This is a genomic window from Actinomyces provencensis (genome assembly GCF_900155435.1).
In the GTDB taxonomy this organism is placed as follows: domain Bacteria; phylum Actinomycetota; class Actinomycetes; order Actinomycetales; family Actinomycetaceae; genus Pauljensenia; species Pauljensenia provencensis.
Genome location: NZ_LT700234.1, coordinates 1 through 6136 on the forward strand (window position 1 = coordinate 1; position 6136 = coordinate 6136).

Genomic DNA, 6136 nt, shown 5'->3' on the forward strand with positions numbered 1-6136 from the left:
TAATCCGACGGTTGCAGGTTCGAGTCCTGTCGGGGGCACTCACGGCCCGTGGGTTGCAGCAGATCGGCAGGGCTGACGCCAAGCACTCGGGCGACCGCTTCGAGGTCGTCGAGTTGCCACGCCCGCTGCCCGTGCCAGCGCCGCGAGACCGTCGCCTGAGTGACCCCGAGGGCCCGCGCGACGTCAAGTTGGTTCATCCCCAGTCGTCCTGCCTCTGCCCGCACGTTGGCGGCCACAATGTCCGGGAGGGTGACCCCGGTCCTCACCTGAGTAGCTGTCATGGTGCAACTCTATACCGAGATGGCAAGGGCGCATGCCGATACGACACGCCGATTGAGTTACACGCTTGCAATTCACTTACCGAATCAGCAAGCTACGTACCATGAGCAGTTCTCAGACCGCGATCACTCGCGAGGTCCGCCGTTGGATGACGGCAGAGCGCAGCACGCAAGCCGAGGTGGCCGCCCGCCTCGGCATCTCCCAGGCAAGTCTGTCGCGAAAGTTGTCTGGCGACCGCCTGTGGTCCATCGACGATCTCGACCGACTCTGGGACATCGGCGTCCCTATCGATCTGCCCGCCTACGGCGAGGCCGCCATGGCAGGGGCCGACCGGTGATGAAGCTCCGTGTGGACTGGCTGGTTGTCGCTGCCCTGGTCAACGTCCTGGCCGCCCTGGTGTGTGCCGTGGCCGTGGGCATGGTGGCCCGTGAGTCCTGGGCCGTGGCCACACCCGTCGTTGGGTGGTTCGCCACTGCCGTCCTCGTCTACTTCGCGGTCCTGGGTGAGCGGGGACTGTCATGAGCGCCCCGGCGGTCGCGCACTTCATCCCCTCCGTGGGGGATCGGGTCCGTTCCTCTCGCCTCATCCCAGCCGGTCCTGACGTGTTCACCCGGCCCGCCCCTTTCGACGGCCACGGGGCGTGCCGTCCAGGTGAATGCATCTTCGTTGAGGGACCCGCAGACATCACTTCGGTGCTCCCCGCCACCTACTCGTGGTGCCGCGTGGGGGCGGCCGAGAGTGACCCTCTGACGTTGCCCTGCTTCCTGCGCATCGTCACCGAGGACCTCATCGTGGACGAGGTCGATCCTTTCGGGACGCACGGCCCCTTCACGCGGGTCTGGTCGCACCTGCCCGGGGGCATCACGGTGGCCGGGGACATGGACTGGACATCGCTCGAGCTGATCGAGACGGCGGGGTGGCTCTGGTGAGCGCGGTCATGGTGCTGGAGGACATTGACCTGGAGCTGGAGGCACTTCGGGAGTCGATGCCGTCTCCTGAGGTCGAGGAGAGCCCCGAGGAGGCCAAGAAGCCGAAGCGACCGATCACGGCTGCCGCCCCGGTCCCGCTCCTGCTCCGGGCGCTGGCAACAGCCCAGTGGGGCTACCTGGACGGGTATCAGTGGCAGGGCGTGCGCTCCACCCTGCGCAGCATCGGTGACCTCGTGCACTACCGCTACGGGCAGGGCACGGTCACCGCGTGGGACGTCAAGCGCGGGACCGGCCTGACCGAGCGCTGGGTGCGTGAGTGCCTGTACTGGCTGGAGGACGCCGGGCTGATCGAGTGGCGCAGGGGCGGCGTGTACCGGGGGGTCCCTCAGGCCGGGTGGATGCGCATCAACAAGAAGGCCCTGGTCGATCTGATCCGCCTCGCGCGCCCCGCCAAGGACCAGGCCACCCGCGACCGCAACGCTCGCACGCGGGCGCGCCTCGCGCGCCTCGGCACTCCCACGATCAAGAAGCAACGGGAGCGTTCCCGCAGGTCAGTCCATGCGGAACTGAGTGCAGACCCTACTCACAAAGAGAGTGGAGGGAGCCCAGCGGGCGTCCCATCCGCCACCACCGACACCACCACGACCGAGACAGGAGACACCATGTACCGCCGACGCGGCCAAGACCCCGATCCGAAGTACCTGCCCGTGCGCTGCTACCACGGCGTGGGCAACCCGATGGGCTGCCACCGCTGCCGCTGGGAGGCACGCAAAGCCCAGGAGTCAGCCGAAGCACCCACCATCACCTACCCCAAGTCACACCGCACACCACCACCCGAGCCACAACCTGACGCCCTGAGCGTGAGCGCGTTCGACCAGTACATGGACGAGCACTACCCCGACCTTGACGGCCCAGCACGCGCTCGCGCTGCCCTGGCCGACCCGAAGGCGAAGGAGCTGGCGCGTGGATGAGGAACCCCAGCAGGGACAGGGTCACGGCGCGGACCCCCGCGCTGAACTCCTGGACCTGATCCGTGGTGCCCAGGACTCCGTCGAGGACTGCACCGCGTCGATCATGGGCCCCGCCGACGGTTCGCCCTACTCGATGAGTGCCGACCAGATGCGCGTGCTTGCCGCCCTCGATGGCGTTCAGCATCTGCTCCGCGTGGCCGTCTCGATCGTGAGAGACGAGTCATGAAGGGCACGGAGTACAGCGTCGCCCTGGTCATCCCACCGACCAGCCCGAGGTCTGTCGAGTGGTGGAAGTACCAGGCGGCCACGACCCTGGACACCCTGGCGCGTCGACACGGGCGGGAACTGAGGGGCCGCCCCCGCTACCGGCTGGTGCGTGGCCCCGTGTCCACGGTGACCGTGGTGTGCGACACGAGGCCGGTGACCCGATGAGCCGCCGCAACAAGTGGGGTGGGTCCGAGTCCCGCAAGGCGCGCGCGATGTGGGAGCCGAGGTTGCCCGTGCCGTGCTGCCGGTGCGGGAAGCCCGTGGTGCCTGACCCGACCAAGAAGGCGGGCGGCTGGCATCCCGACCACTACCCGATCCCACGTGAGTTCGGGGGCACCGAGACCTGGCCGTCCCACGACCACTGCAACCTGAGCGACGGCGGCAAGAGGGGCGCGGCCATCGTCAACGCGCGTCGCGCCGCCGCTCGACCGATCAAACGTGCAGACGAACGACTGAACAACATCCGGGGTGTATGAATATGCAAGACCTGCTTTTTGAGACAGGCGGACAGCCCACGCACCGTAGGCCCCGCCCCTTCTCCCCCTTCGGACCCGCGAGAACACGCCGATTTGCACGGCCCACCCACATATCTCGCATCCCGCGGGGCACAAACATCGCCGCCGGACTCACTGGTGCGGACCTCACCGGCCTGGACCTGTTCCGCCAGGGCGAGGAGGTGGCCGCCATCATGGAGGCCTCGAACTCGGAGGGCCTCCCGCTCTACCCGACCGTGGTCGCTCTCATTCCCCGCCGCGCCACCAAGACCACGTCCATCTGGAATGTCCTCCTGGGCAGGTGCGTGTCGATCCCCGGGTACAAGGTCGTCACCACCGCCCAGGACGGGATCCGCGCCCGTAACCGGTTCCGCGAGATCCAACGCATCCTCGACTCCCCCGCCGTGGACTTCGAGGGAACCCGCAACGCCGGACACCGCATGGGACGCCTCCGGTGGGCCAATGGGGATGAGTCCATCGAGTTCGACAACGGGTCACGCCTGTGGGTTGTGCCCCCCGAGCCTGGCGCGTTCCGAGGCGAGGCCTCCGACGCCATGCTCTTCGACGAGGCCGGAGAGCTGTCCCCGGAGAAGTCCGAGGCCCTGGTCGCTGGCGCGCTGCCCCTCATGGACACCCGACCTCGGGGACAGGTCATCATCGCGGGCACGCCCGCCGAAGTGCGCGCCGGTCTCCTGTGGGACACCGTCGAGCGCGGCCGCGCCAAGGCCAAGGGCGTGGGAATCGTCGACTACTCGATCCGCGACGACGAGCAGTCCGTCATCATCGACGAGGACGGTACCACCCGCCTCAACACCAAGGTCCTGCGCCGCGTCCACCCCGGCATCTCCACCCTGACCACGCTGGCCGTCATGCAGCAGCGCTTCGAGTCCATGCCGCTGGCCCAGTTCGAACGCGAGTACATGTGCCGCTTCCCCTTCGACTCCTCCGTGGGAGCCATCTCTGCCGCCGCCTGGGCGAAGGACTCCGCAGGCCCCGACCTGCCCGAGCGACCCGAGCGCCTGGCGCTGGCCTTCGACGTCGCCCCCGACTCCTCCAGTGCCGCCCTCCTCGCCGCCTGGCGCGACCCCGAGGGCATCGGCCACCTGGAGGTCCTCGCCTACCGGCCCCGCACCGAGTGGCTCCCCCAGGTCGCAGCCAAGGCCGCCCGCAAGTACCGCGCCCCCGTCGCCTACGACGTCATCGGCGCGAACCAGGACGTTGCCGACCGCCTCCACCGTATGCGCGTGCGCACCGCCCCCCTCTCCCTGAAACACATGATGGGTGCCGCCGGGCGCATCGCCTCCGAGATCGAGGCGGGCCACGTCCGCCACTACGACCAGGCCGACCTCACCCGCGCCGTGGAGGGCTCCGCCTGGCGCAACGTCGGAGACGGCGGTCGCCTGTTCGCCCGCAAGCAATCCACCACCGACGTGTCCCCTCTGGTCGCAGCCTCCGAAGCCCTGTGGCAGGCAGACCAGATCACCCGCGCCACCAGCGCGGCTGGCATCGTCGTGGCAGGAGGCCGCTCATGAAATGGCGCATCGACATGGGCGACCCCTCCAGCCGCATCGCCCTGGCCATCTGCGCGTGCGGGTGGCGAGGCCTGGCCACCAGCCGCGACGCCGCCCTCGCACGCCTCACCGCCCACGAGACCCACCAGCATCCCGACGACCACCAGGTCCGCGACGCGCGCCGCCAGCGTCGCGGTCGGCGCGCGACTTCGACGAAATGTCACACCCCCTGACAACGATGGGGAGGCATGGGAATCCTGAGCCGCATCCGCTACGCGAGCGAGACCATGTCGCGCCTCGGCATGGCGAGCAGGCAGACGCCGATCCGCTCGCCCTGGGCGTCCACCGACCTGTCCAAGATCGTGTGGTCCGACGTGTTTGGCCAGGACGCCCCCCTGGTCATCTCCCGCGCCGAAGCCATGCGGGTCCCCGCCATCGCCAAGGGGCGCGCCGTCATCTGTGGCACCCTCTCCCGCCAGCCCCTGGCCAAGTGGCGCAACGCCACCCGCGTCGCCTCCGAGCAGTGGATGATCCGCAACTCGGGGGACGTCTCACCCCAGACGCGGATGCTGTGGACCCTGGACGACCTGATCTTCTCCGGGGTGAGCCTGTGGGCACTGGAGCGCGACACGGCAGGTCATGTCACCGACGCCGCCCGCGTCCCACCTGAGTGGTGGCAGATCGACGACGACCTCAACATCACCGTCCTGGGTGAGCAGGCTCCCGCCGACCAGGTGTGCTACTTCGAGGGCCCCCAGGAGGGACTCACCACCATCGCGGCCGACACGATCCGGGGAGCGCTCGCCATCGAGTCCGCCTGGCAGGAACGTGTCAAGAGCCCCGTCCCGATCATGGAGCTGCACTCCACCGACGCCAACGCCGACCTCACCCAGGAGGAAGCCAACGAGACGGTCGCCGCCTGGGAGAAGGCCCGCAGGGGCGGGGGCACCGCCTACACCCCCAGTTCCATCAGCCTCAACATCCCCGACTCCACCGCCGACCCGCAGCTCTTCATTGAGGGCCGCAACGCCGTGCGCCTCGACGTGGCCAACTTCCTCAACCTGCCCGCCCAGCTCCTGGAGGGCTCCACCGCCACCGCGTCCCTGACCTACTCCACCCAGGAAGGCACCCGAAACGAACTGATCGACCTCTCCCTCAACTACTGGATGACCCCCATCGAACAGCGCCTGTCCATGGACGACATGGTCCCCAAGGGCTCCAGCGTCCAGTTCGACGTGGAGTTCCTCGCCACCCCGACCCAGCCCACCAAGGGCCCCAACGTAGAGGACTGAACATGCCCCGACTCACCGCCTCCTGGGCGGCCACCCTCACCGCCAGCCTGAAGGACCGCACCATCTCCGGCACCCTCCTGCCGTTCGGGGAGGAAGGCGCAACCAACCTGGGCAGACTCACCGCCGCCGCCCACACCCTCACCCTCCCCGACGACCCCACCTCCTGCATCCTCAACGTCGAACACGACCCGACCCGCCCCATCGCCCGAGCCGCTTCCATCACCGAGACCGACCAGGGCATCCGCGCCTCCTTCGCCGTGGCCCGCACCGCAGCCGGGAACGACGCCCTCACCGAAGCCAGCGAAGGCCTGCGCGCCTGCCTCTCCGTCGAGGTCGACGACCCCGTCATCCGGGGTGGCCGCCTGGTCGCCGGACGCATCACCGGCGCCGCCC

The 6136-nt window shown here is 68.9% G+C and carries 12 protein-coding genes; 11 read left to right on the top strand and 1 reads right to left on the bottom strand.

Annotated features, from left to right (window positions below; all coding sequences use genetic code 11):
- A partial coding sequence (locus BQ9890_RS15025) for a helix-turn-helix domain-containing protein (RefSeq protein WP_078062621.1) occupies positions 1-281 on the bottom strand: 281 nt, incomplete at its 3' end.
- A 101-nt stretch (positions 282-382) separates the two neighbouring features.
- On the opposite strand from BQ9890_RS15025, the gene BQ9890_RS14535 reads away from it, so the two are divergent.
- From BQ9890_RS14535 to BQ9890_RS14585, 11 genes are all read left to right on the top strand, one after another.
- The gene (locus tag BQ9890_RS14535; RefSeq protein WP_143226477.1) at positions 383-616 is read left to right on the top strand and encodes a helix-turn-helix domain-containing protein; all 234 of its coding nucleotides are present in this window, start codon (positions 383-385) and stop codon (positions 614-616) included.
- Positions 613-801, top strand: coding sequence for a hypothetical protein (locus tag BQ9890_RS14540; protein WP_143226478.1), 189 nt, complete (start codon positions 613-615; stop codon positions 799-801). Before BQ9890_RS14535 ends, BQ9890_RS14540 begins: the two co-directional genes overlap by 4 nt.
- A gap of 230 nt (positions 802-1031) precedes the next feature.
- Entirely contained in the window at positions 1032-1208 is a 177-nt protein-coding gene (locus tag BQ9890_RS15710) for a hypothetical protein (protein ID WP_154671916.1), read from the top strand.
- Positions 1205-2179, top strand: coding sequence for a hypothetical protein (locus BQ9890_RS14550; protein ID WP_143226479.1), 975 nt, complete (start codon positions 1205-1207; stop codon positions 2177-2179). Before BQ9890_RS15710 ends, BQ9890_RS14550 begins: the two co-directional genes overlap by 4 nt.
- Positions 2172-2405 carry a hypothetical protein gene (locus tag BQ9890_RS14555; protein WP_075893386.1) on the top strand — a complete coding sequence of 78 codons (234 nt, stop codon included), beginning with the start codon at positions 2172-2174 and terminating at the stop codon, positions 2403-2405. The genes BQ9890_RS14550 and BQ9890_RS14555 overlap by 8 nt, the downstream gene beginning before the upstream one ends.
- On the top strand, positions 2402-2611 hold the full coding sequence (locus tag BQ9890_RS14560; RefSeq protein ID WP_075893388.1) for a hypothetical protein: 210 nt from the start codon (positions 2402-2404) through the stop codon (positions 2609-2611). Before BQ9890_RS14555 ends, BQ9890_RS14560 begins: the two co-directional genes overlap by 4 nt.
- Positions 2608-2922, top strand: a complete 315-nt coding sequence (locus BQ9890_RS14565; protein ID WP_143226480.1) for a hypothetical protein — start codon at positions 2608-2610, stop codon at positions 2920-2922. Before BQ9890_RS14560 ends, BQ9890_RS14565 begins: the two co-directional genes overlap by 4 nt.
- Before the next feature lie 200 nt (positions 2923-3122).
- Positions 3123-4472 (top strand): hypothetical protein, encoded by a 1350-nt coding sequence (locus BQ9890_RS14570; RefSeq protein WP_075893392.1) that lies wholly within the window; start codon positions 3123-3125, stop codon positions 4470-4472.
- Positions 4469-4684, top strand: coding sequence for a hypothetical protein (locus BQ9890_RS14575; RefSeq protein ID WP_075893394.1), 216 nt, complete (start codon positions 4469-4471; stop codon positions 4682-4684). Before BQ9890_RS14570 ends, BQ9890_RS14575 begins: the two co-directional genes overlap by 4 nt.
- 15 nt (positions 4685-4699) lie before the next feature.
- Positions 4700-5743 carry a phage portal protein gene (locus BQ9890_RS16640; RefSeq protein WP_075893396.1) on the top strand — a complete coding sequence of 348 codons (1044 nt, stop codon included), beginning with the start codon at positions 4700-4702 and terminating at the stop codon, positions 5741-5743.
- Positions 5744-5745: 2 nt separating this feature from the next.
- On the top strand, positions 5746-6136 hold a 391-nt coding region (locus BQ9890_RS14585), incomplete at its 3' end, for an HK97 family phage prohead protease (protein ID WP_230298053.1).